Source organism: Pseudomonas sp. NBRC 111133 (assembly GCF_001320605.1).
GTDB classification, from domain to species: Bacteria; Pseudomonadota; Gammaproteobacteria; order Pseudomonadales; family Pseudomonadaceae; genus Aquipseudomonas; species Aquipseudomonas monteilii.
On the sequence record NZ_BCBJ01000083.1, the window covers coordinates 1 to 23,486 of the forward strand.

The window sequence follows — 23,486 nt, forward strand, 5'->3', positions numbered from 1 at the left end:
TAGGGATACTTCATTGCCAATTAAAAGTAAGGAAGGGCCATGGGGCTCACAGGTTACCGGTCCTGTCTTCTGTCAGCAAAGTGACGGCCCAGTGACCGGATTTAAGATTCGCATCGAACAGTATAAAGGCAATGATGATGATACTGCCGCCGGCAATGTGCGATTGTACTGCAGAAACGGGAAAGAGTTGGCGCTGGAACCGGGGGCTCAATGGGGAGAATGGAGTCAACGCTTCTCTTGCCCGACGGGTCAATCTGCAAATGGTTTTGCAACCCGTGTCGAGGATCCTTTTGATGGGGACGACACGGCACTCAATGGTATGCGATTGCACTGCGAGCTAAATGAGACACCCTAGTCGAGATGACAAGAGGGTGGGTCGTGTCTTTCCGGACACTGATTACGGTGATCACACCGCTTGCTGCTCCATCGCTATTGGCGACCGGTAGTTGTTGCGGCGCTGGAGCCAGATGGGGTGTATCGCATGAAGAAGCTGGTCATATCCTGCCTGGCTTCTTCAATTTCCTTGTAACCCTTGCTGGGAACATCCTTTTGCCAATCTCAGCTACTGAGTTGGGCTGCCTTGGTCTGAATGAATCATCACTTGCTGCTGTGGCTTGGGGCGCCACACGACGCATCACCAATGCGTCGATCGCCAGGTCGCTGCACATGCTGTGGTTGATTGACCAGCCAATCACCTGGAAGGAAAACAGATTCAGCACTGCCCCCGTCGCCTCAATGAATGCTTGAAGCCAGTTCGAATATCGGCATGTACATCAGGATCACGATCAGGCCGATCAGCAGGCCGATGAAGGTCATCAGCAGCGGTTCGAACAGTTTGACGAACCATTCCACCCAGCGGCCGATTTCCTGGTCGTGGAAGTCGGCGCAGCGCTCCAGCATCTCGCCCAGGTTGCCGGACTGCTCGCCGGCCCGCAGCAAGCGCAGCGACACCGGGGTAGCCAGGTGCCCGGCCTCCAAGGCATCGGACAGCGGCAGCCCTTCGCCCACCCGCTGGCTGGCCTGTGCCAGGCCTTGGCCTGCGGCACTGCCGAGCAGGCCGCGCGCCATGCCCATGGCGGTGAGGATGGGAATGCCACCTTGCAGCAGGATGCCCAGCGAGCGATAGAAGCGCGCCAGTTCGTACATCATCAAACGTTGATGCAGCGCTGGCAGCCGGCGCAACTGACAGGATGCCCAGCGTCGTACCCGAGGGTGGCGGCGCAGCAGCCACAGCGCCGTGACGCCACCTGCAGTGCCCAGCGCTAGTGGCAGTTGTTGCGCGTGCAGGAACAGACCGATCTGCATCAACACCCGTGACAGCCAGGGCAACTCGGTGCCCATGCCTTCGAACACCTGGCTGAAACGCGGCACCACGTAGCCGAGCAGGAACAGCACCACGCCGCCGCCTACCAGCAACAGCAGCAAGGGGTAAACCGATGCGCCCACCAGCTTTTGCCGGACCAGGTCCAGGCGCTGGCGATAGCTGATGTAGCGGGCGAGGGCGTCGCCCAGCGCACCGGTGCGTTCGCTGGACTGCACCAGCGCCACATACAGCGGCGGGAACACCCGGGGTTGCTGGCCCAACGCCTGGGACAGAGAGCGGCCTTCGTACAGCTGGCGCACCAGCTCGCTCAGCACCTTGCGTGTGGCCGCAGCAGGGGCTTTTTCTGCCAGGCTTTCCAGTGCGTCGATCAACGGCAGGCCGGCATTGAGCAGGGTCGACAGCTCCTGGCTGAACAGCACCAGGTCAAACGCCGCCTCGCGGCGCCAGGCCATGCCGCGCAAGGCGCCACCGTTGCTGCGCAGGCTGAGCACGCGCAGGCCTTGATCCTCGGCCTGGCGGCGGGCCTGGTCGGCGTCCTCGGCGTCGATCTGCAACTGCACCACACCCTGTCTGCCCAGGGCCTTGAGGCTGTAGCGCATGGTCGTTCTCCTTACTGCCAGCTGGTAATTTCGGCGTTTTCCCCGTCACCACCCGGCTGGCCGTCCTTGCCCATCGAGAGCAGGTCGTATTCACCGCCGTTTTCGCCGGGCTGCCGGTAGATGTATGGGCGGCCCCATGGGTCTTGCGGCACGGCCTTTTGCAGGTACGGGCCGGTCCAGCGAGCCTCGCCACTGGGGGCGACCACCAGCGCCTGCAAGCCTTGCTCACTGTTGGGGTAGTGGCCGACTTCCAGGCGGTACAGGTCCAGGGCCTTGCTCAGCCCCTCGATCTGCGCCCGTGCGACCTTGGCCTCGGAGCGGCCGAGCTGGCTGAAGTACTTGGGCGCGACGATGCCGGCCAACAGGCCGAGCACCACCAGTACCACCAGGAGTTCAAGCAGGGTGAAGCCACGTTGCGGGTTGGTTCTGCGCTGCATGGTGAAGCCCTCCACTGCATGGGAACACGCGTTGACAGGCACCATGCAACAGCCATGCACGTCTGCCTCGGGGCCTTGCGCCATGCGGCACAGGAAGCGGCACAGTGCTTGCGTCGTGGTCATTGACCTCGGGTTTTCCGGGGCATTTCCCCCACATCGGGGGCCACGACGAAGAGGCGACCGACATGCGTGGACTCATCCTCGGTTTGATCTGGCTGACGGCAGGGGTTGCCCAGGCTGATGTGTACATCTCAATCGATGCCAAGGGTGGCTACGTACTGACCAACGTCCATCGGCCCGGACGCCACTATGAAAAGGTGATCAACGAACCGCTGGCCCAGGCTGGCCCGGCCAACGCGCAGATGATCACTGGGCGCCCCTATGCCGAGGTGGTCGCCACTGCGGCACGCATCCACAATGTGCCCCCGGCGTTGTTGCACGCGCTGATCAAGGCCGAGTCCGGCTATAACCCCAAGGCCCGTTCGCCGGCGGGTGCGGTGGGGTTGATGCAATTGATGCCCGATACCGCTCGCGAAATGGGCGTGGAAGACCGCCTGGACCCGCAAGACAACGTGCAGGGCGGGGCCCGCTACCTGAAGCGCATGCTGACCCTGTTTGACAACGACATCACCCTGGCCGTGGCGGCTTACAACGCGGGGCCGGATGCCGTGTTGCGGCGCGGTGCGGTGCCGCCGTATGCCGAAACCCGCCGTTATGTACCTGCGGTGCTGCGCGAATACCGCAAATTGCAGGGGTTGGCAGATGATTCGCCTTTCTAGAGCTGCCTTTCAGGTCCATGCGATCTGTGTGGGAGCGCGTGTATGAAGTGAAAAAAACGTTACCCTTCGGCGGATGCCATCAATTTAACACTATGGTTTCCCCAACTCTGCGCTATAACCTTCTGAAGGTGCCCAGATGTGGAGTCCGCCATGGACATCGCCCCTCGTTCCGACGCCATCGAAGTGCCTGCCGGTAACGAGCTGGCTGCCCCGCGCAAGCCGTTCAACCTTTTGCGCTGGTATGCCTGGGTCAGCCTGGCCATCATCCTGTCGGTGGCTGCCGGGCTGGGGCTGATTTCCACCCGTTTCATCATCGATGAGAGCGTGGAGCGCGATGCCTTGCTCACCGCGCAATTCATCACCTCCATCGCCGACGCCGAAGTACGCCATGTGTCGATCCCCAACGTGCGCACCATGGGCGAGCTGATAGACCCGCGTACCGACCGCAGCAACCTGCCCGATGTCGACCCGGATGCCCGGCGCAAGGCGCGCGGCGAATTTCTCGACCATATCGCCCACCTGCCAGACATGCTGCTGGCCAATATCTATGCGCCGGACCGTACGGTGATCTGGTCCAGCAACCCGGCGCTGATCGGCAAGCTGATCAATGGCGACGATGACCTGGAGCGTGCTTTCGAATACAAGATGCGGGTTTCGGCCAGCTACCATAACTTCGAACAGGCCCGCGCCGAGCAGAAATTCGTTACCCCGCCCGAGCAGCTGTTCATCGAGAATTACATTCCGCTGTTCGATGCCGATGGCGAGAACGTCACGGCGATGGTCGAAATCTATAAAGAGCCCCATGACCTGATCGTGCGCATCGAGCATGGCCTGATCCTGATATGGCTGGCGATTACCGTGGGGGCCGCGCTGGTCTATATCGGCCTGTACGGCATCATGCACCGTGCCGCGCGGTTGCTGGCAGTGCAGCAGAAGCGGCTGATTAACAACGAGACCTATGTTGCACTGGGCGAGGTGTCGTCGGCGGTGGCCCACAGCCTGCGCAACCCGCTGGCGAGTATCCGCTCCAGTGCCGAGCTGGCCCAGGCGTTCGACGACGGCCCGGCCCAACGCCAAGTCAACGAAATCATCAGCCAGGTCGATCGGATGTCGCAGTGGATCCGCCAGATGCTGCAATCACTGCGCCCGCTGAACGACGAGGCCGTGGCGGTCGACTTGCCACAGGCGTTGCAGGAAAGCTTGCAAATTTATGCCGTGCCGTTGACACGCAGTGGGGTAAGCCTTGACCTGCAATCGTTACCGGCAGTGCAGGTATTGGGGCACCCGACGTTACTGCGGCAGGTGTTCAGCAGCCTGGTTGCCAATGCCCTGGACTCGATGGAGCAGGGCGGGCGTCTGCGTATCGAGGTGGTGCGCCAGAACCGGCGCTGCCTGACACTGCGCCTGTCCGACAATGGCAAGGGCATGAGCGAAGAGCAGCAGCGCATGGCCTTCCGGCCGTTCTTCACCACCAAACAGGGTGGGCTTGGGGTGGGGCTGGTGCTGGTGAAACGCATCATGGAGCGCTTCGGCGGTTCGGTTCGGCTCAGCAGCAGCGAGGGCCATGGTACGCGGGTATCGTTGACGTTCCGCTTGGTTCCTAGCTTATAACAAGCATTAAGTAAAATCTCTAAGTCATTGATTTTTATGGGTTTCATAATGTTTGGGTGATAATTACCCAAATGTGGGGAATCTTCCTCAGGTCGTATTTGGAAATACTTTATAACTTGCTGATTTTTATTGATTTGTTTTTGGCTGGCTGAGTTCTTGCTATGTGATGTGCGGAGCGCAACACGCAACACAAGGCAGCTATCAGGCTGCCCAGGCGGGGTGCTTTCAATTGGCTGTTGGCCTTGAGGCATTTCTGAACGGACGCCCTGTGCGGGAACCACGCGATGCAGATGCTGGAAAACGAAGTTCGCGACAAGCCCGGTGCGACCGCCAGCGGTCTGGCTGTGCCATTGCGTGAGTTCAACCTGCTGCGGTGGTTCTCGGTTATCAGCCTGTTGATCATCACCGCGGTGGCGGGCGGGTTGGGTTATGTGTCAACGCGTTTTGTGGTTCGCGACAGCGTGCAGCGCGATGCCATGCTTACCGCGCAGTTCATTCAGGCCATGGCGCAGGCCGAGGTGCGCCATTCGCAGTTGCCGCCAGGCACCACCATGGGTGAGCTGCTAGACCCGCGTCTGGACCTGCAGCACCTGCAGTTCACCCCCGCACTGGCCGAGTCGACCCGGGTCGAGTTCCTGGACCATGTCGAGCACTTGCCAGATACCTTGCTGACCAACGTCTACGCCCGCGACCGCACCATCGTCTGGTCCACCAACGCCGAGCTGATCGGCCAGCGGATAGAAGCCGATGGCGACCTCGACCGTGCTTTCCGTTCGCGCAAGCCAGTTTCGGCCAGCTACCACAAGGCCGAGGACGATCGCGAAGAACAGAAGTTTCAGCGTGAACCGCGTTACCTGTTCATCGAGAACTACATTCCGCTGTTCGACAGCCAGGGCGAGCAGGTATTGGCCATGGTGGAAATCTACAAAGAGCCACAGGACCTGGTGCGGCGCATCCAGTGGGGTTATGTGCTGATCTGGGCGTCGACCTTGGTGGGCGGGTTGCTTATCTATTTCGGATTGTTCTGGATCGTGCGTCGGGCGGCGCAGATGCTGCAGCTGCAACAGGACCGGCTGGTGGCCAGCGAAACCTACGTGGCGCTGGGCGAAATGTCGTCGGCGGTAGCCCACAGCTTGCGCAACCCGCTGGCCAACATCCGCTCAAGCGCCGAGCTGGCCCAGGAAACCGCCAACGTTGCCGCGCAGAAGAACATCACCGATATCATCAGCCAGGTCGACCGTATGTCGCGCTGGGTACGCGACCTGCTGGTGTCGTTGCGCCCAACCAGCGATGAACCCGAAGCCGTGGACCTGGTGGCCGCCATCGAAGACACCCACCTGGCCTTCGCCCAGCAGCTTGAACGAAACGGCGTGCGCTTCCATTTCGAGGGGCCTGACGTGCAGTGGGTGGTCAGCCAGCCGTTGCAGCTGACGCAAATTCTCAACAGCCTGTTTTCCAATGCCCTGGAGGCCATGCCCTGCGGCGGTATGTTGAATGCCCAGGTCAATGTGCAGGGTGGCCTGCGTGCCGAATTCGTGCTCACCGACACGGGCAAGGGCATGAGCCAACAGCAGGAACGGATGGTGTTCAAGCCGTTCTTCACGACCAAACAGGGTGGTCTTGGTGTTGGCCTGGCCTTGGTCAAACGCATCATGGAACGTTTTGGCGGCTCGGTCAGCCTGAGCAGCCGCGAAGAGGAAGGAACCCGCGTCAGCCTTACATTCAATATCGCAGCGGGAGGGGACCATGGAGCACAGCATCCTGGTAGTCGAGGATGATGAAATTCTCGCCGACAACATTCGCACCTACCTTAGCCTCAAGGGCTACGAGGTCACCGTATGCCATAGCGCGGAGCTGGCGCTGGAGCAGATCGAGCGGGCCCGGCCCGACGCGGTGCTGACCGACAACTCGCTGCCAGGCATGAGCGGGCACGACCTTCTGCGGACCTTGGTGGTAAAGGTGCCGGACCTGAAAGTGATTATGATGACCGGCTACGGCAATGTCGAAGATGCCGTGCAGGCGATGAAGGAGGGCGCCTTCCATTACCTGAGCAAGCCCGTGGTGCTGGCCGAACTCAAGCTGATCCTGGACAAGGCCCTGGCTGCCGAGCGCATGGAGCGCACGCTGTCTTTCTACCAGGAGCGAGAGGCGCAGAAGTCCGGGTTGCAGGCGTTGATCGGCGAGTCGCCAACGATGCTGACCCTCAAGCACACCCTGCGCCAGGTGCTGGATGCCGAACGGCGGATGGCCAGTGACGACCTACCACCGGTGCTGGTCGAAGGCGAAACCGGCACCGGTAAGGAACTGGTGGCCCGCGCCCTGCATTTCGATGGCACGCGCAGCAAGGGGCCGTTCATCGAGTTCAACTGCGCCTCGATCCCGGCCAACCTGCTGGAGGCCGAACTGTTTGGCCACGAGAAGGGTGCATTCACCGACGCCAAGGAGCGCCGGGTAGGCCTGGTGGAAGCGGCCGATGGCGGCACCTTGTTCCTCGACGAGATTGGCGAGATGGACCTCGTGCTGCAGGCCAAGCTGCTCAAGCTGCTGGAAGACCGCAGCATCCGCCGGATTGGTGCGGTGAAGGAGCGCAAGGTTGACCTGCGGGTGATCAGTGCCACCAACTGCAACCTCGAGCAGATGGTGCAGCAGGGCAAGTTCCGCCGCGACCTGTTCTTCCGCCTGCGCATCATTGCCCTGAAGGTGCCGCGCCTGTATGCCCGTGGGCAGGACATTCTGCTGCTGGCGCGGCATTTCCTGGCCCATCATGGCCGGCGTTATGGCAAGCCGAACCTGCGTTTTTCCGCCGAAGCCGAGAGCCTGATGCTGGGCTACAGCTGGCCAGGCAATGTGCGCGAACTGCGTAACATGCTGGAGCAGACCGTGCTGCTGGCACCGAACGAGGTGGTGCAGGCGCACCAGCTGAACCTGTGCATGACGTTGATCGACGAGCCATTGGCCGCTCAGCAGGCGCCGGCAATGTTCGAAATGCCACGGCACGAGCCGGAGCCAGGCACCAGCCTGCCCGACATGGAGCGCGAGCTGGTGTGCAAGACCCTGGACCGTACGGACTGGAACGTGACCAAGTCGGCGCGGATGCTGGGGCTGTCGCGTGACATGCTGCGGTACCGGATCGAAAAACTGGGGCTGAGCCGGCCAGACAAGCGTCAGTGGTAGGGCAGGTGTCTAGTGCTGGCTATCGTCAGCTGCGCCATCTTGCCGGCGAGTGCCCTCCTGGCCGCTGCCCTCCATTCCCGGCAGGTCACGGTTGTCATTCAGCTCTGCCGGCGGGCTGTCCGGGTCGTTGCCCTTGATGCGCGGGTCGGTATCCCGCGGCACGGGCTTCTCGATCGGGTTGAGGGTGCTGTCCACGCCTGGCCTTGGCGCAGTGCTGTGCGGGTCGTCAGGGTAGGTCGGGCCGGTGCCGGCGGCCAAGGCCAGCGGCGAACCGAGCAGGGCGATCAGCAGGATGCTTGTGCGGGGCATAGCAGTCTCCATTGCGTTGGGTAGGGCTCATACCTTCCTTCGGCCCTACCCGACGCATCCAGGTGCCATTGCCCCGATCAACGGTTACACCACCAGCGACAACAGCATGATGAAGATGATGCCGACCACCGAGAGAATGGTCTCCATCATGCTCCAGGTCTTGAAGGTTTCTGCCACGGTCATGTTGAAGTATTGCTTCACCAGCCAGAACCCGGCGTCGTTCACATGCGAGAGGATCAGCGAGCCGGCACCGGTGGCCAGTACCAACAGCTCACGGTTCACCCCCGGCACCAGGTCGATCACCGGCGCAACGATGCCCGCACCGGTAATGGTGGCCACCGTGGCGGAGCCGGTAGCGATGCGGATCACCGCAGCCACCAGCCAGGCTAGCAGGATGGGTGAAATTTCCGCCTGCACGGCCATCTGCCCGATCACGTTGCCCACGCCGGTGTCCACCAGCATCTGCTTGAAGCCACCGCCAGCACCCACGATCAGCACGATGGCTGCAGTGGGGGCCAGGCTCTGGTCGAGCATCTTCATGATCTGCTGGCGGTTGAAGCCGCGAGCCGAACCAAAGGTGTAGAAGGCCAGCAACAGGGCGGCGAGCAGGGCGGTGATCGGGTGGCCGATCAGGTCCATCCACTGGCGCACGATGTGCTCGGCCGGCAGCACCACGTCGGCGAAGGTTTTCAGCAGCATCAACGCGACTGGCAGCAGTACGGTGATGAGGGTGATGCTGAAACTGGGCAGGTTGCCCTGGTCGGAGTCCTTGGCGATCTGGTCCATCAGTTCCTGCGACGGGTTGCCCGGGATGTAGCGGGAAATGAAGTTACCAAACAGCGGGCCAGCGATGATCGCGGTGGGCAGTGCGACGATCAGACCGTAGAAGATGGTCTTGCCGATGTCAGCGTGGAAAATGCCGATCGCCAGCAGCGGGCCCGGGTGTGGCGGGACCAGGCCGTGTACTACGGAAAGGCCGGCCAGCAGCGGAATGCCGATCTTCACCAGCGACACCCCGGAGCGGCGGGCAACGATGAACACCAGCGGAATCAGCAACACGAAGCCGATTTCGAAGAACAGCGGTATGCCCACCAGGAACGCGGCGAACATCATGGCCCAGTGCACGTTCTTCTTGCCGAAGGCGCGGATGAGGGTTTGCGCGATCTGGTCGGCGCCCCCGGAGTCGGCCATCAGCTTGCCGAGCATAGTGCCCAGGGCAAGCACGATGCCGACAAAGCCCAGCACGCCACCAAAACCGTCCTGGAACGATTTCATGACCTTGGCCACCGGCATGCCGGAGGTCAGGCCCAGGAAACCGGCCGCGAGGGTAAGGGCGACGAAGGGGTGCACTTTGAAGTGGGTGATCAGCAGGATCAGCCCGACGATGGTAACCAGCGCGTCGAGCAGCAGGAAGGTATCAGTAGCCAGTCCGAACATGGTTTGAAGGCCTCGGTCTTATCGTTGTTTTGGGCGTAGCTTTTTGGAACTTTTCCCGCGTTTGCAGGTTGGGGTAGCGCTGTCTTTGGTGAGCCGGAAAACCGCCAGGGTCAGGCGGTTTGCGCCAGCCCCTGCTCACCGCAGCGCTTTAGCCAGCGGTCCACCGCTTCGGCAAGCGCTTCGACGGGTTGGGTAGCATCCAGTGGCAGGGTCAGTGGCTCGCCGCGTGGCGATTCCAGGGCAGCGAACTGGCTGTCGATCAGGCTGGCCGGCATGAAGTGACCGGGGCGGGCCCGCACGCGTTTTTCCGCCTCGGCCGGTGACAGTTCGAGGAACACGAACACCAGCCCGGGCATGGCATCGCGCAGGGTGTCGCGGTAGCGGCGCTTGAGTGCCGAGCAGGTCAGAATCGGGCGCTCCCCAGCCTGGGTGGTGGCCTGCAGCTCCTGACCGAGGCGTACCAGCCAGCCGGCGCGGTCGCCATCGTCCAGCGGGATGCCAGCGCTCATCTTGCGGATATTTTCGGCAGGGTGGAAAGCGTCGCCTTCGATCAGGCGGCCGCCGCTTCTGGCAGCGATAGCGGCGCCGATGCAGCTTTTGCCGCAACCGGCCACGCCCATCACCACGATGGCGGACAGGGGAGAATTCATCAGTACCTCCTGCGGGGTGAGATAGCGCTGTCTCGTCATCGACGAACAGCCACCTCCCCGGTGTTATTGGTCTTGTCCCTACGCAGTATGGACGCCTGGTGGCGAGCGCGTGATGGCTGCTACCAAAGATTACATTGCCTGCGTCCTGAGACAGCGCTACCTTAGTGGCCGTTCCCTCTCCTTGCAAGTAGTAAAATTACAACATCCATGTCCCGCACCGGCTCCCGCACTACAGGTCGTCCCACCCTGGCAGAAGTTGCCAGGCTTTCCGGGGTTTCCCCGATTACCGCTTCGCGCGCCTTGCGCGGGGTCAGCACGGTTGCGCCGGAGCTGGTGGAAAAGGTTATCGCCGCAGCGGCAACCCTTGGCTATGTCGCCAACCCGGCGGCCCGGGCGCTGGCCTCGGCGCGTAGCCAGTCGGTGGTGGTGTTGATCCCTTCACTGTCCAACCAGCTGTTCATCGATACCCTGGAAGCCATCCACGAGGTCATGCGCCCGCGTGGGCTTGAGGTGTTGATCGGCAACTATCACTACGACCTTGCCGAAGAAGAGAACCTGATCCGTAACTACCTGGCCTATCAGCCCTGCGGCATGCTGCTGACCGGCTTCGAGCGCAGCGATGCGGCGCGCCAGATGCTGGCCGCCAGTGGTGTGCCTTGTGTGCACATGATGGAGCTCAACGGCGAGCCTGGGGCATTGTCGGTCGGGTTTTCGCAACAGCAGGCCGGGCGTGCTGCTGCCCGGCACTTGATCAAGCGCGGTCGCAAGCGCCTGGCATTCATTGCCGCGCAGCTTGACCCACGGGTGATGCAGCGGGCCGAAGGTTTCCGCCAGGCGCTGGCCGAGGCCGGTTTGCAGGCGACCGAGCTGGAGGTACTGGCGCCGGAACCTTCATCGATTGCACTGGGCAGTGCACTGTTCAGCCAACTGATGCATAAGGCGCCGGATGTCGACGGTATTTTCTTCTGTAACGACGACCTGGCCCAAGGCGCGGTGCTGCAGGCCTTGCGCCAGGGGGTGGAGGTACCACGCCAGGTGGCAATGGTCGGGTTCAACGATTTGCCGGCCTCGGCGCACATGGTGCCGCGGCTGACCTCGATTCGCACGCCTCGGGCTGCTGTGGGGCGTGGGGCGGCGCAGGCGTTGCTGGCGTTGCTCGATGGCAAGCGGGTGCCGAACGCGCAGCAGGACTTGGGCTTTGAGTTGATGGTGCGGGAGAGCTCCTGACTTCTACCCCCTGTGGGAGCGGGTCTACCCGCGAACACCGGTGCAGCCGGTGCCATATGTCGCGTTGCCTTCTTCGCGGGTGAACCCGCTCCCACAGGAATGGTGGTAATTTAAAGAATGTAGTAATTACAAAGTGATAGCACTGTGCTTGCATGCTAATGATGGCGATCTATGCTCATGAAACCGCGCATAAAGGAGCCCGGCGTCATGTTCGATTTCCACCGTAAGTCCGATTTGGTCGAGATCCAGCGCAGCCAACAGGCTTTGGCCACCGCACAGGCCAAACTCGCCGCTATCAGCCGCTCCATGGCGATGATCGAATTCGCTCCCGATGGCACCATTCTCGATGCCAATGAGCGTTTCTGCCAGGCCATGGGTTACAGCGTTGACGAGTTGCGTGGCAAGCACCACCGGTTGTTCTGCGAGCCAGACTACGCAAAAAGTGCCGAATACCAACAGCTGTGGCGTGAACTGGGGCAGGGCAAGGCTATCAGCGGTACCTTCGAGCGCCTTGACAAGGCCGGGCGCGAGGTGTGGCTGGAGGCCAGCTACATGCCGGTGCTGGACGAGCAGCGTCAGGTTACCAGCGTGATCAAGGTGGCCGCCGACATCAGCCAGCGGGTGGTGCAGGAGCATGAAAGCGAAAACCTGCTCAAGGCCATCAGCCGCTCCATGGCGGTGATCGAATTCACCCCCCAGGGCCGGGTGATCAAAGCCAACCAGAACTTCCTCGACACCATGGGCTATCGCCTCGACGAGGTGGTTGGCCGTCATCATGGTCTGTTCTGCCTGCCGCACGAACGCGAGTCGGCCGAGTACCGCGAGTTCTGGGCGTCGCTTAACCGTGGCGAATACCATTCGCACCGTTTCGAGCGTATCAACAAGCAGGGGCAAATGGTCTATCTGGAAGCCTCCTACAACCCCATTTTCGACAGCAAGGGGCGCTTGAACAAGGTCGTGAAGTTCGCCAGTGACATTACCCGCCAGGTCTGCACCCAGCAGAACGCCGCCGATGCTGCCCATGCCAGTTCCATGCAGACCGACGCCTGCGCGCGCAAGGGCACAGAAGTGGTGCAGCAGACGGTGCAGGTGATCGAACAGATTTCCCAGGAGCTTAACGATGCCGCACGCAGCATCGATGCGGTCAGCAAGCAATCGGATGTGATCGGGCAGATCGTGCTGACCATTCGCGGCATCGCCGACCAGACCAACCTGCTGGCCCTGAATGCCGCGATCGAAGCCGCCCGTGCCGGCGAGCACGGGCGAGGCTTTGCGGTAGTGGCCGATGAGGTGCGTAACCTGGCGGCGCGAACCAGCAAGGCCACCCTGGAGATTGTCGATGTGGTGCGGCAAAACCACGACCTGTCGCTACTGGCGGTAGCCAGCATGCAGTCGAGTCTGAATCGCACCGGTCACGGGGTGGCGTTGGCCAACGAAGCGGGTACGGTGATCATGGAAATCCAGCAAGGCTCACGGCACGTGGTGGATGCCATCAGCCAGATCAGCTCGACGCTGCAATTGCACTGAGCGCATCGCGCATTTCGTCAAGCAGGGCTTGCAGGCTGGTTTGCAGCAGCGCGCGCTGCTCGACCGTCGGCAGCCCCTGTGCGTGGGCGAGCTCGATGGCTTCGCAGTCCTTGACCACGGTGCGCACCCTGATCATCTTGGCGCCACCCTTGATGCGATGGGCCAGGGCCCGCACGGCCTCGTCGGCGGCGTCTGGTGCCAGGGCACGCAAGTCGGCCAGGTCTTCGGCGACGCTTACCGACAGTTGTTCGAGCAAATGCCGCGTCAGCTGTTCGTCGTCCTGGGTCAGGTGGCGCAGTTCAGCCAGGTCGAACCCGCTATGGCGTGTGGTCGGTGTTTTTTGTTGCTGAGGGCGGACCTGGGGCAGATGGGCCTTTAGCGAACGTAGGCCAATCGGCTTGAACAGGCATTCGTCCATGCCGCTGGCCAGGCAGCGGGCGCGCTCCTCGGCCTGGGCATTGGCGGTCACGCCGAGAATCCTGCACGCTGGCAGGCTGCGCTCACCCTCCAGGCTGCGAATGCGCCGGGTCAGTTCGTGGCCGTCCATGACCGGCATGCTGCAATCGGTAATCACCAGGTCGAAGCGCGCTGCCTGCCAGCGTGCCAGGGCGATTTCGCCATTTTCCGCCAGGGTCACGCGATGACCCAGGGTATGCAGTTGCCGCTCCAGCAACAACAGGTTGGCGGGGTAGTCGTCGACCACCAGAATGTTGAGCGGGCCGCTAGTGCCTTCATGAGCTGGCGGGTCTTGCTCGGCCTGTACCGGTGCAGCACTGGTGGGCAGCTGCAGGCAGACTTGCACGCGGGTGCCGACGCCTTCCACGCTCTGCAGGCTCAAGGCGCCGCCCATCAATTCGGCGAGGGTGCGGCTGATGACCAACCCCAGGCCTGCGCCTTGGCGGGCCCTTGGGCCGTCGGCCTGAACAAACGCATTGAACAGCCGGGCCTGGTCGACAGGGCTGATGCCGATACCGGTGTCGCGCACATTCAGCTCGATTGCCAGAATGCCCTGGCCGGCAACTTTGGGCAGTAGCAGGCTCGCTTGCACTTCACCGCGATCGGTGAACTTGATGGCGTTACTGACCAGGTTGGACAGAATTTGCTTGCACCGCAGCGGGTCAGCCAGCACCCAGACCGGCTCTGCCGGCAGTTCGCCGTGCAGGTGCAAGCCTTTGGCCCGTGCATTGCCCTCGAATACCCGCAGTGTGGCGCGCACCAGCTCTACCAGATCGGTGGGTACTGGCTGCAGGCTGATGTGGCCGGATTCTATGCGGGAAATGTCGAGAATGTCGCCAATCAGCTCAAGCAGGCCGGTTGCCGAATCGTAGGCGGTCTGTAAAAGCTGGGTGTCGCAGCGGCCGCCACGGCTGTCCTCCAGTGCCAGTTCCAGCAGGCCGATCACGGCATTCATCGGGGTACGGATTTCGTGGCTCATGGTGGCCAGGAACGTGCTTTTGGTCTGGCTGGCCTGTTCGGCGTCGTCCTTGGCCTGGCGCAATTGCTCAAGCAGCCCGCGGCTCAACGCCAACTGTGCCTGAAGCGCGTGCTGGGCCTCTGTGCGCTGGTTGATCAGCTTGCGCAGGTAGCTGTTCCAGAATATGACGCCAGCCAACAGCAGGGCCGACAGCACCAGCACCTGCAAGGCCAATGTGCGGTAGTCGCGCCAGGGGCTGTCGCTCACCAGCGTGCTGGTACGCCAGCGGTTGATCAGTTGATCGAGCTCTTCGGGCGGAATGCTTAGCAGCGCCTTGTCGAGAATGGCCTGTAGCTGGGGCAGGTCGGCGGCGACGGCAAAGGCGGCGATGGCCGGTTCGTCGTCGAGGACGCTGGCGATGCGCAAGCGGTCCTTGAACACATGGCTGATGTAGTAGGCGGCATTGATATGGCTGCTAAGGGCAACGTCGGCGGTACCGTTGGCCACGGCCTCCATCTGACCGAGCGGGTTATCCACTTCGACTATCTTTGCCTGCGGATAGCTCTGTTGCATCAGGGCCCGTTGCGGTGAACCACGCACCAGGGCGATGCGCTTTCCGTTCATGGCCTTGGCTTGTGCGGGAGATTCGACGTCGCTGCGGGTGACGAGCACGCGTGGGCTGACCAGATAGGGGCGGGTGAAGCGCAGTTGCTTCAAGCGGTCAGCGCCGTAGCCCAGTGCCCCAATCATTTGTGCTTCACCGCGGGCCAGGCGGTCCACCATGGCCTGTGCTGAAGCGCTGTCGACGGGGGTGAACTGCAGCCCTGTGCGCAGCGAGATCTGCTTGAGCAGGTCGAGGGTTATGCCACTGGGGCGATGCTGAGCGTCGTTGAAGGTCAAGGGGGCCAGCGAGGTATTGACCAGCACGCGGATGGTGGGGTTGGCGGCGATCCAGGCCTCTTCTTCTGCGCTCAAGGCCGTGAGATGGCGCTGCAGCAGCAGGCTGGTGTTACCACTGCTCCAGCGGCGCAGGATGTTCAGGCGTTCGCTTTCGCTGATGCGCGCCAGCGCTTTGTCGACCAGCCGATGCATGCGTGGGTTGTCGTTGGCCAGGGCAAAGGCGAAAGCCCCTGGGGCTACCTGGCAGAAGTGGTCAATCTTGAGCGTGCCTTGGTAACTCCTGCCAATCAGGAAGTCAGTGCTGATGGCATCGCCCAGGTACGCATCCGCCTCACCTAGCTCGACGGCTGCCAGCCCGGCTTGGGTCGAGCGGTACAGGCTCAGTTGCGCTTTGGGGTACAGCGTTCGAACGGCAGCGGCGGGCAGATAATGATCGACCATGGCCAGGCGCAGGCCGGCGAGGTCAGGTGTGCCTTTCAGGCTGTGCCCCTTGCGGGTGACGATGACCGGGAGGTCGTCAGCATAGGGGGTGCTGAGGCTAAGCTGAGCGTCAGCCGCCTCGAAGGCATTCGAACTGCCCAGCAGGTCGATGCTGCCTTCACGTAAGGCGATGATCGCCTCGTGGCGGCTGTCGTAGCGCCGTACCTCGACGGGAATGCCCAATTGCTCGGCGATAATCCCGGCGTAATCGGCGCTAAGGCCTTCGTATTCGTGCTGACTGACGTTGATTTCAAACGGTGGATAGTCGGGCCGAGAGCTGCCCAGCACCAGGTGCTGGCGGCGCTGCAGCCATTGCCGGTCTTCGCTGGACAACGCCAGGGGGGCGGCGGCACTGGCCGAGCGCGCCAGCAACTGGCGGGGCTCGCTGCTGGCCAACAGCTCGGCCGAGGCGAGTAAGCCGGTAGCCAGAAAGACGCTCGCCAGCAGGTGCTTCATGGTGTGCAAACGCTCAATACACGCTGTTGCGTTTGGCCAGGTCGACCATTTCCACCAGTGATTCAGTCTTGAGCTTTTCCATGATACGGCCCCGGTAGGTGCTGATGGTCTTGGCGCTGAGGTTCATGCAAGTGCCGATATTCTTGTTGTTCTCGCCGCGCGCCAGGCGTCGCAGTACCTCCATCTCCCGGTTGGAGAGGCTGGCCAGGCGCACGGGCTCGCTTTCCAACGAATTGCTGTTGACCGACATCTGCGGAAAGGTCGAATAACCTTTGGTCAGGGCCTTGAGGGCAAACAGCAGCGCCTCGTGGTCTTCTTCTTTGGTGACGAAAGCGCCGATACCGGCATCCAGGCAGCGACGTACATACAGGTCGGTGGCCTGGCCGGTCAGTACCATGATCTTCGGCACCGGTTCCAGGCACTGCAGGCGCTTGATGACTTCCATGCCGTCCAGCCCCGGCAGGCCGATGTCGAGTATGACCACGTCCGGGCGCAGGTCGCGGGCCACCTGCGCCACTTCACTGCCATTGCCGACTTCGCCGACGACGTGGAAGCGCTCGCGTTCGAGCAGCATGCGCAAGGACAGCCGGACGATAGGGTGGTCGTCGACGATCAGCACGGTTGTCATGAGAAAAACTCCTGTCAGGATGTGGTCCGCTTCCTGGATCACTCAGGAATACGTCTGCAAGTGGGTTAATCGGAAGCGCTGCAAGATACGGCCAATCCCGAAGTTTGGTAATGGCGAGTATAGAAGTGTTGAAAGTCCCTGCTCTTGTTGTTGAAGAATCCTACAAAAAACAGGAAATACATCACCCTGTCCAAGCGGTGATGCCGGTTTTCTTCGGTCGGTCAGGCGCAGGCAGTGTGCGCTTTGTTCACGCGCTTGGCCGAGGCGGGGTTGTTGGCCAATGCCTTGCCGACACGCGTCGGACGGGCTACCAGCTGGCCCGAACAGTTCGGACAAAGGCCCTGCAAGCGGGTTTCGGCACAGGTGCGGCAGAAGGTGCATTCAAAGGAGCAGATCAGCGCATCGGGGCTGTCGCCGGGCAAGTCGGTATCGCAGCACTCGCAGTTGGGGCGTAATTCCAGCATGGGCCTAACTCCTGTTGGCAGGCGGGAACCTGGAGTCTGCTACGCCACGGCAAGGCTGGCAATGCTCAGTCGGCAGGGCGATACAGGTGGGCGTGCCCGGCACGGTACAAGGCCGACTCGGCGAATGGCGTATCCCCCAGCACATGACCCACCAGGATCAATGCTGTGCGCCGGAAAGCCTTGGCCGCGACGCGTTCGACAATGTCGCCCAGGTTGCCACGCACCCAGTCCTGGTCAGGCCAGGTGGCCCGGTGCACCACCGCTACCGGGCAGTGCGCGCCGTAGTGCGGCAACAGCTCTTCGACAATGCGCGAAAGGTGCTTGACCCCCAGGTGAATCGCCAAGGTGCTGCCATGGCGCGCCAGGTCACCCAGTTGCTCGCCGGGCGGCATGGGCGAGCTGTCGCCGTAACGGGTGAGGATCACCGTTTGCGCCACCTGCGGCAGGGTCAGTTCGCAGCCGAGCAGGGCGGCGCTGGCTGCTGTGGCGGTGACCCCGGGGATGATCCGGTAATCGATGCCCAGCGCCTGCAGGTGGCGGATCTGCTCGCCGATGGCGCCGTACAGTCCAGGGTCGCCGCTGTGTACACGGGCTACATCCTTACCTTGTTCGTGGGCGGTGCGCATGGCGCTGACAATCTGTTCCAGATGCAGTTCGGCGCTGTTGATCACGGTCTCGGCCTGGTGGCCTTCGAGTACGGCGTCGGGTACCAGTGAGCCGGCATAGATAATCACCGGGCACTGGCGAATCAGCCGTTGGCCCTTGACCGTGATCAGTTCCGGGTCGCCGGGACCGGCGCCAATGAAATAGACCGTCATGGAAAGTCCTTGCAGGAAAGAGGGGGAAGCGCTCAGCCGGCGAGGGCGAGGGTCGCCGGGCCCAGTACCTGGCGGGCCAGCAGCAATCTGGCCGTGCCAAGGTGCTGGCTGGCCATGGCCAGTGCCGCGCTCTCGGCCACACCCCAGCAGCCGCTGTGGGCATGGGCGGCGGCGGAGCGGTGGCTGAGCAGGGGTTCGTAAGGTTGCAGTTGCACGCTATGGTACAGCACCAAGGGCAAACCGAGGCGTTCGGCCAGCTGTAGCAAGCCAGGTTCGTCGGCCTTCAGGCTGATGCTGGCGATACCGCGCAGGTCGGCCAATGCCAGGCCCTGGTTGTCCAGGGCCTGGTCCAGCAAGCGTTGCAGGGTATCCGCCGGGCAACCCCGGCGGCAGCCGAAGCCGGCGTAGAAGGGCGGCATCAGGCCCGGCTGGAACGGCGGAACAGCCAGGCGCTGAGTAGGCCCAAGGCCAGCCAGAAGGCGGCGTTGGTCAGCCAGGAGGCCACTTTGAACTGGGTTTCCAGTGCTTCGGGGGCCAGGCTTTCATGCACGTCGGGTTGTGGTGCGCCAATCACATGGGGGATTACCAGCAGCACGGCGCCCAGCGCTTTCAGCAGCCAGTGACGAGCGAACACCAGCAAGGCCAGGCCCAGTGCGGTGGCACTGGCTGTGCCGATCCACCAGGCCTGGCGTTGCCCCAGGTCGGCCGCTGCCGTACCGGGCAGTTCGGGTGGCAGGCCCAAGGTCGGAGCAAGGCAGAAGACGGCGAAGCCGGCCAGCCCCCACCATGCACCCGTCCCGGCGCGCGTCGGCTCGCGCAGGCTGTACAGGGCGGCGAGGATCAGGGCGAAGCCGACCGCGACCACCAGGTTGCCGCCCGTAGTGGACAGCACACGTTGCCAGCCGTCTTCCGGCGACCAGGCTTCGGCGCTGTGCTCATGGGCGGGCACATCGCTGCCATGCTCGTGGTGGGCGGCAGGGGCCGAGGACTCGTAGGTTTCCGCCTCAAGAATCAGCGGGGCGACCCAGAAGCTTTGCAGCAAGGTCAGCAACAGGGCCGCAAGCAGCCCGCTGAAGCCCGCGGTACGGGCAATGCGCGTGATCATCAGGCGTACTCAGTGGCAGGGGAAGGCGGCGCTGTGGCGGGTGTCGTGGGCGGCGTTGTGCACGGCCTCGATGTGCGAGAAGCCGGCAAAGTACACCAGGCACAGGCCCAGCAGGCTGGCGCCGACGGCGATGACGATGCGCTGGCTGAGGGTGACAGGCGTGGCAAGGTTGTGTTGCTTGGCGCTGGTGACGGGCATGACGCGTTCCTCTGCTTTTTTTGGGCAATGGGCAAGCGCGGCAGCCCCGAGCGTAGTCGCCCAGGGGAATGCAACAGCGCCCGCCCACCGCGGGGTGTTCATGAACGCCAGGCCGGTCTCCGGGCTTGCGAGGAAGAGCAGGGCTCCTGGAAAGCGTCACCTTCCCATGCCGCATTACAAGGGCACAGTGGTACAGACGCTTCGCTCGCTTACCGTTGCGGGGGCAGCACCGGGATTGTCCGGCCCTGTTGGAGAGCCTGCGACGCACCGGTTTCCCGTTTCACCCCCTAGGGGGCACCTGAACGTGAGGCATAAGGAGAGCATGGGGCGGCCTTGGCGTCAATGCCACCCTCGGTGGCCGCACCCTGAATCACGCGCTCTCGCGGGCAATCAACTTGCACGCCAACAGGTTCAGCCGCTGGACCTCACCGTCACACGCCAGCACACCCAGGTGCTGCAGCACCCGCAGCGCCGCCACTTCGCCAATCTCCCGGGAGGGCGGGCGCAGGGTGGTGAGGCTGGGTAGCAGCATGTCGGCAAAGGGGTAGTCACCAAAGCCGACAATGGCCATGTCTTCTGGCAGGCGTAAGCCGGCGCGCTGGCCGGCCAACAGGGCGCCGGCGGCCAGGTTGTCATTGGCGAAGATGATCGCCTCGGGCCGTGGATTACGGCGGATCAATGTTTCCATCGCCTGCTTGCCCGCCTCGAACGGCGCGCAGTCTGCCGAGGGCACGAACACCCAAGGCTCCAGCCCGGCCTCACCCAGTGCCTCGACATAGCCGTCGCGCCGCTCCAGCGCACTCAGGTCGCCGGCTGCACTGTTTTGCACGAACGCGATGCGCCGGTGGCCCTTGTCCAGCAAGTAGCGGCAGGCCTGCACACCCACCTGATGATGAAGGAAACCTACTTGCAAGGGCGCCCGCTCCGGGCGGTAATCCCATATTTCCACCACGGGCACATCTGCGTCGGCCAGCATCTTTTCCGTGGCCGGGCTGTGGAAATGGCTGGTCACCACCAACGCTGCCGGCGACCAGCCAAGAAACGCTCGCACCGCGCTTTCTTCCTGCGCTTCGCTGAAGTAGCTGGACGCCAACAGCAACTGGTAACCATGCCGGCTGAGGGTATCGCTGAACGCCTGGATGGTCTGGGCGAAGATCGGCCCGGAAATGTTCGGGATCACCATGCCCACGATGCGCCCGCGCGCCGAGGCCAATCCCCCGGCGACCAGATTGGGGACATAGCCCAGCGCCTGTACAGCGGCCTCGATACGTTCACGCAACGGCGGTGACACCTGGTCTGGCTGGTTGAAGTAGCGCGACACGCTGATGGCTGAAACCTCAGCAGCCCGCGCCACCTCGGCGAGGGTGACACGGCCTGCGCCGCGTCGCTTGCGGGGGGGATCCTTGGCTTGGCTCACCGGGCTGCCTCCTGTGGAAATGGCGCGATGGTAGCGCTAACGGATGCGCGATTGGCAAATAGCTATATCGCATATAAATCTGACTTTTAAGTATTTGACGTGCTAAACGGTGGCCGCAGATACTTGTTCATGTTAGCGCTACCAAGCGCTGCTGTTGGCAAGCGCCTGCCACTCGCACGAGCGAGACCAGACAACCACAGCAACTTCGTGTCGGCCCCGTCAAATGGGGGCCTGGTCTGGTTTCCCGAGGCAGTGAGCACCATGCAGAAAAACCGTACACCTTTTCCCGCTACGCAACGCCGGCCGCTGGCCGCAGCCATCCTGCTGGCCGCTTTCGGCCAGGGCGCCCAAGCAGCCGAGCCTGCTGAAACGGGGGCTGCGCAGGCCACTGCACTGGGGGCGGTTACCGTGACAGCCACACGCCGCGAAGCCACATTGCAGGAAGTGCCGGTGGCAGTGTCGGTGATCGATGGCGAGCAGCTGGAGCGAGACAACCGCAACAGCGTGGCCAGCATCGTCCAGCAGGTGCCTACCCTCAACTATCGCGCCGGGGCCTCGAACAAGGACACCTCGCTGTTCATCCGTGGCGTTGGCACCATTTCCACTTCGCCGGGCGTCGAGCCAACGGTGGCGACGGTGGTCGATGGTGTGGTGTTCGGTCGCCCGGGCCAGTCGACCCTCGATTTGCTCGACCTGGAACGTATCGAGGTGCTGCGCGGGCCGCAGGGCACACTGTTCGGCAAAAACGCCTCGGCCGGCGTGCTGAACGTGGTCAGCAAGGCCATCCCTGAACAGACCCAGGGCTATGTGGACTATTCGCACTTTGGTGGTGGCGACGAGAACCGCCTGCGCTTTGGCATTGGCGGGCGCCTGAGCGAGCAGTTCAAGGGGGCGTTGAGCACCTTGTGGGGCGACTACGACGGTAATGTCGAGAACGTTGCCAATGGCCACGACGTCAATGGCTACGAGCGCAAAGGCGCCCGCGGCAAACTGGAGTTCGAGCCCAACGAAGACGTGCGCCTGACCCTGATCGCCGACTACATGAAAGGCGAAGACACCCTGCCCAGCGGTGTGATCACCAGCGCCAGCGCCGCCTTCGCCAGCCAGTTGGGTCCGGTGACGCCAAGCGCCCACAACCGCGACATCAACAGCGACTTCAAGACCCACGTCGAGGACGAGAACCAGGGGCTGTCGGCGCAACTGGACTGGCAGCTGGGCGACTACACCCTGACGTCGATCAGCGCCTGGCGCGGCTGGGACAACACCCAGTACCAGGACGGCGACCGCCGCGCCTTACTGCCACTGACCGCGTCCCACGACAAAGGCACGGTGGACTATGACCAGTACAGCCAGGAGTTTCGCCTGACCTCGCCCAAAGGGCAGTTCAACGAATATGTGCTGGGCGCCTTCTACATGCATGGCACGACCAAAGAGACCTACCAACGCCTGTCGGTCAACGGCGGTGTGGCCAACAGTGGCCGTGCCGACTACTCCACCACCAACGACAGTGTCGCGCTGTTTGGCGAGAACACCTTCAATTTCACTGACGACTTGCGTGCCATTTTGGGCCTGCGCTGGACCCACGACGACCTCGAATACGACCACCGCCGCGTCTCCACCTCGGCCACTGCTGTGGCCGGTATTCAGCCCTCTACCGCCAGCTCGGGTTCGGTGGATGAGAACGGCTGGAGCGGGCGGACCGGCCTGCAATACGACTTCAACGACAACCTGACCGGTTACGTCACCTATTCGCGCGGCTACAAAGGCCCGGCCTACAACGTGTTCTTCAACATGCAGCCGCGCGATACCGAGGCGCTCAAGCCCGAGACCTCCGATGCCTATGAAATCGGTTTGAAAAGCACGGCGCTGGACAATCGCCTGACCGCCAACCTGGCCGTGTTCCACACCGACTACGACAACTATCAGGCCAACTTCTACGACACCGTGGCCAACCAGGTGGTGACCCGCCTGGTCAACGCCGGCAAGGTCAAGACCCAGGGGGTGGAACTGGATGCCAGCTTCCAGGCCACCTCGCGTCTGAAGCTGTCGACCGCCGTGGCTTACACCAAAGCGCGCGTCGATCACTTCAACTGCCCGGCGGGTGCGGCGGCCAGTTGCAACATCGATGGCGGCCGCTTGCCGCTCACGCCGGACTGGAAGACCTACCTACGCGCCGATTATGTAATCCCGCTGGACAATGGCCTGGATGTGGAACTGAGCAGCGATTACAGCTGGCAGGACGCGGTGCAGTTCAGCCTCGACCAGAACCCGGACACCGTGCAGGGCGCCTACGGCATCTGGAACGCCAGCATCGCCCTGGCCGACTACAACGACGGCTGGCGCGTGGCGCTGCTGGGCAAGAATCTGGGCGACAAGTCGTATGCGCAGATGCTGGCCAGTGGCGGTGACTACATCTACCGCTCGGTACCACGGGATGACGGACGCTACTTCGGCGTGCAGCTGCGCAAGGATTTCTGAGTAGCGATACCTGTGGCTTGCCGGCGATGGGCCGCAAGGCGGCCCCAATCAAGC

Annotated in this window: 19 protein-coding genes, 4 pseudogenes and 1 riboswitch; of the genes and pseudogenes, 9 read left to right on the plus strand and 14 right to left on the minus strand. The window is 62.7% G+C overall.

Annotated features, from left to right (window positions below):
* Positions 1-355 (plus strand): annotated as a pseudogene (locus APH36_RS30975) (hypothetical protein); the annotation flags it as partial.
* A gap of 219 nt (positions 356-574) precedes the next feature.
* Here APH36_RS30975 and APH36_RS31730 read toward each other — a convergent pair.
* From APH36_RS31730 to gspG, 3 genes and pseudogenes are all read right to left on the minus strand, one after another.
* A pseudogene (locus APH36_RS31730) lies at positions 575-761 on the minus strand (IS3 family transposase); the annotation flags it as partial.
* Entirely contained in the window at positions 733-1,923 is a 1,191-nt protein-coding gene (locus tag APH36_RS19365; protein WP_060499876.1) for a type II secretion system F family protein, read from the minus strand. The gene APH36_RS19365 and the pseudogene APH36_RS31730, both read right to left, overlap by 29 nt.
* Before the next feature lie 11 nt (positions 1,924-1,934).
* Positions 1,935-2,360: a type II secretion system major pseudopilin GspG gene (gene gspG, locus APH36_RS19370; RefSeq protein ID WP_003253843.1), complete on the minus strand. Its 426-nt coding sequence runs from the start codon at positions 2,358-2,360 to the stop codon at positions 1,935-1,937.
* A 185-nt stretch (positions 2,361-2,545) separates the two neighbouring features.
* Here gspG and APH36_RS19375 point away from each other — a divergent pair, with 185 nt between their 5' ends.
* The 4 genes from APH36_RS19375 (at position 2,546) to APH36_RS19390 (ending at position 7,924) form a co-directional block, all read left to right on the plus strand.
* Positions 2,546-3,139 (plus strand): lytic transglycosylase domain-containing protein, encoded by a 594-nt coding sequence (locus APH36_RS19375; protein ID WP_060499939.1) that lies wholly within the window; start codon positions 2,546-2,548, stop codon positions 3,137-3,139.
* Positions 3,140-3,289: 150 nt separating this feature from the next.
* Positions 3,290-4,750: a HAMP domain-containing sensor histidine kinase gene (locus APH36_RS19380; RefSeq protein ID WP_060499877.1), complete on the plus strand. Its 1,461-nt coding sequence runs from the start codon at positions 3,290-3,292 to the stop codon at positions 4,748-4,750.
* 284 nt (positions 4,751-5,034) lie between these two features.
* A complete protein-coding gene (locus tag APH36_RS19385) occupies positions 5,035-6,528 on the plus strand; it encodes a sensor histidine kinase (RefSeq protein ID WP_060499940.1) in 1,494 nt (497 codons plus the stop codon).
* Complete coding sequence (locus tag APH36_RS19390) at positions 6,497-7,924, plus strand: sigma-54 dependent transcriptional regulator (RefSeq protein ID WP_060499878.1); 1,428 nt, start codon at positions 6,497-6,499, stop codon at positions 7,922-7,924. Before APH36_RS19385 ends, APH36_RS19390 begins: the two co-directional genes overlap by 32 nt.
* A gap of 9 nt (positions 7,925-7,933) precedes the next feature.
* Here the strand turns inward: APH36_RS19390 and APH36_RS19395 are convergent, their stop codons facing one another.
* From APH36_RS19395 to APH36_RS19405, 3 genes are all read right to left on the minus strand, one after another.
* The gene (locus APH36_RS19395) at positions 7,934-8,233 is read right to left on the minus strand and encodes a hypothetical protein (RefSeq protein WP_060499879.1); all 300 of its coding nucleotides are present in this window, start codon (positions 8,231-8,233) and stop codon (positions 7,934-7,936) included.
* Between the two features lie 84 nt (positions 8,234-8,317).
* Positions 8,318-9,670, minus strand: coding sequence for a GntP family permease (locus APH36_RS19400; RefSeq protein ID WP_060499880.1), 1,353 nt, complete (start codon positions 9,668-9,670; stop codon positions 8,318-8,320).
* Positions 9,671-9,780: 110 nt separating this feature from the next.
* Positions 9,781-10,320: a gluconokinase gene (locus tag APH36_RS19405; RefSeq protein WP_060499881.1), complete on the minus strand. Its 540-nt coding sequence runs from the start codon at positions 10,318-10,320 to the stop codon at positions 9,781-9,783.
* A gap of 207 nt (positions 10,321-10,527) precedes the next feature.
* On the opposite strand from APH36_RS19405, the gene APH36_RS19410 reads away from it, so the two are divergent.
* The 3 genes and pseudogenes from APH36_RS19410 to APH36_RS33250 all read left to right on the plus strand — a co-directional run.
* The gene (locus APH36_RS19410) at positions 10,528-11,547 is read left to right on the plus strand and encodes a LacI family DNA-binding transcriptional regulator (RefSeq protein ID WP_060499882.1); all 1,020 of its coding nucleotides are present in this window, start codon (positions 10,528-10,530) and stop codon (positions 11,545-11,547) included.
* A gap of 207 nt (positions 11,548-11,754) precedes the next feature.
* Positions 11,755-12,540: pseudogene (locus tag APH36_RS33245) on the plus strand (PAS domain-containing protein); the annotation flags it as partial.
* A gap of 102 nt (positions 12,541-12,642) precedes the next feature.
* Positions 12,643-13,074: pseudogene (locus tag APH36_RS33250) on the plus strand (methyl-accepting chemotaxis protein); the annotation flags it as partial.
* On the opposite strand, the gene APH36_RS19420 reads toward APH36_RS33250, so the two are convergent.
* The 8 genes from APH36_RS19420 to APH36_RS19455 all read right to left on the minus strand — a co-directional run bounded on the left by APH36_RS19420 (position 13,049) and on the right by APH36_RS19455 (position 20,954).
* A complete protein-coding gene (locus tag APH36_RS19420; RefSeq protein ID WP_060499884.1) occupies positions 13,049-16,324 on the minus strand; it encodes a transporter substrate-binding domain-containing protein in 3,276 nt (1,091 codons plus the stop codon). The pseudogene APH36_RS33250 and the gene APH36_RS19420 sit on opposite strands and share 26 nt — an antisense overlap.
* 13 nt (positions 16,325-16,337) lie before the next feature.
* Positions 16,338-16,952: a response regulator transcription factor gene (locus APH36_RS19425; RefSeq protein WP_060499885.1), complete on the minus strand. Its 615-nt coding sequence runs from the start codon at positions 16,950-16,952 to the stop codon at positions 16,338-16,340.
* A gap of 221 nt (positions 16,953-17,173) precedes the next feature.
* On the minus strand, positions 17,174-17,416 hold the full coding sequence (locus APH36_RS19430) for a DUF1272 domain-containing protein (RefSeq protein WP_060499886.1): 243 nt from the start codon (positions 17,414-17,416) through the stop codon (positions 17,174-17,176).
* A 65-nt stretch (positions 17,417-17,481) separates the two neighbouring features.
* Positions 17,482-18,234, minus strand: coding sequence for a precorrin-4 C(11)-methyltransferase (cobM, locus tag APH36_RS19435; RefSeq protein WP_060499887.1), 753 nt, complete (start codon positions 18,232-18,234; stop codon positions 17,482-17,484).
* A gap of 32 nt (positions 18,235-18,266) precedes the next feature.
* Positions 18,267-18,653 carry a cobalamin biosynthesis protein gene (locus APH36_RS19440; protein ID WP_060499888.1) on the minus strand — a complete coding sequence of 129 codons (387 nt, stop codon included), beginning with the start codon at positions 18,651-18,653 and terminating at the stop codon, positions 18,267-18,269.
* The gene (locus tag APH36_RS19445; RefSeq protein ID WP_060499889.1) at positions 18,653-19,339 is read right to left on the minus strand and encodes a CbtA family protein; all 687 of its coding nucleotides are present in this window, start codon (positions 19,337-19,339) and stop codon (positions 18,653-18,655) included. Before APH36_RS19445 ends, APH36_RS19440 begins: the two co-directional genes overlap by 1 nt.
* Positions 19,340-19,348: 9 nt before the next feature.
* Positions 19,349-19,537: a CbtB domain-containing protein gene (locus tag APH36_RS19450; RefSeq protein WP_060499890.1), complete on the minus strand. Its 189-nt coding sequence runs from the start codon at positions 19,535-19,537 to the stop codon at positions 19,349-19,351.
* Positions 19,538-19,629: 92 nt separating this feature from the next.
* Positions 19,630-19,854: riboswitch (cobalamin riboswitch) on the minus strand.
* Between the two features lie 53 nt (positions 19,855-19,907).
* Complete coding sequence (locus APH36_RS19455; RefSeq protein ID WP_060499891.1) at positions 19,908-20,954, minus strand: LacI family DNA-binding transcriptional regulator; 1,047 nt, start codon at positions 20,952-20,954, stop codon at positions 19,908-19,910.
* 261 nt (positions 20,955-21,215) lie between these two features.
* Here APH36_RS19455 and APH36_RS19460 point away from each other — a divergent pair, with 261 nt between their 5' ends.
* Positions 21,216-23,432 carry a TonB-dependent receptor gene (locus APH36_RS19460; RefSeq protein WP_060499892.1) on the plus strand — a complete coding sequence of 739 codons (2,217 nt, stop codon included), beginning with the start codon at positions 21,216-21,218 and terminating at the stop codon, positions 23,430-23,432.
* Positions 23,433-23,486: the final 54 nt, after the last annotated feature.